Consider the following 1,129-nt stretch of genomic DNA (forward strand, 5'->3'; position numbering starts at 1 on the left):
TTCACGAGAGGCCACCCTCCATGGTTCCCTCTGGTCGCTGATTCGACGGAGGGCATCATGGCTGCGCTGGAGATACGCAAGGACCGCACACCGGTCGTTCTTCGCAAGCTCGCCAAGGCCGAGAGCGACGTCCGCGTGGCGCGGCGCATTCTGGCGATCGCCAACGCGCTCGACGGCATGGGCCGTGCGGAGGCGGCCCGCTCGGCGGGCATGGATCGCCAGACCCTGCGCGATTGGGTGCTGCGCTACAATGAGCACGGGATCGACGGTCTCGCCGATCGCTGGAACGGCGGACGCCCGCCGAGGTTCGACGCGGACGAGCAAGCCGAGCTGATGCGTCTCGTGCTCGATGGGCCGGCCCCGGAGGCCAGCGGACTTTCGGCCTACACGCTCGAGGACCTGGCCGATATCTGCGAGCGGCGCTTCGGCAAGCGGATGCATCCCTGGTCGCTCGGACGGCTGCTGAAGCGTCTCGGCTTCTCGCGACAGAAGACGCGTCCGCGCCATCCGCAAAAAGACCCGGCCGCACAAGCGGCCTTTAAAAAGAGCCCCGGCGCTGCTCAGAAAAATTCAGCGTACGCATAAAAGCAAGAAGGTCCGGCTCTTCTTCCAGGACGAGGCGCGCATCGGGCAGAAGGGCCGAACGTGCCATGTGTGGTGGAAGCGCGGCGAGCGTCCACCGGGCCTCAGCGACAAGCGCTTCACCTTCGCCTACATCTTCGCTTGCGTCGAGCCCGGCACCGACAACGCCTTCGCGCTCGTCATGCCGTACGTGAATACGCAGGCGATGCAGGCCTTCCTCGATCGCTTCGCTGCGACCCTGGCCGAGGACGAGCACGCCGTCATGGTGCTCGATCAGGCCGGCTGGCACGGCTCGGGCGCGCTGCGCATTCCCGGCAACATCACGCTCGTGCCGCTGCCGCCCTACGCGCCCGAGCTGAACCCGGTCGAGCGCGTGTGGCTGTATCTGAAAGAGCGGTTCCTCTCGCACCGGCTGCTCGCCGACTACGATGCGATCGCCGATGCCGCCTGCACCGCCTGGAACCGCCTCTGCGCCGAGGCCGGCCGCCTCACGTCGCTATGCTCGTATCCCTGGATACCGCAGGTCAAACGTTAGGTGGGTGGGTAT

General features: G+C 66.6%; 2 protein-coding genes. Both read left to right on the forward strand.

Annotated elements, in window-relative coordinates; translation table 11 throughout:
* A partial coding sequence (locus AB1781_11440; protein MEW5705179.1) for an IS630 family transposase occupies window positions 1-585 on the forward strand: 585 nt, incomplete at its 5' end.
* Window positions 557-1,117, forward strand: coding sequence for an IS630 family transposase (locus AB1781_11445; GenBank protein ID MEW5705180.1), 561 nt, complete (start codon window positions 557-559; stop codon window positions 1,115-1,117). The genes AB1781_11440 and AB1781_11445, both read left to right, overlap by 29 nt.
* Window positions 1,118-1,129 lie beyond the last annotated feature (12 nt).

Source organism: Pseudomonadota bacterium (genome assembly GCA_040752895.1).
Classification (GTDB): domain Bacteria; phylum Pseudomonadota; class Alphaproteobacteria.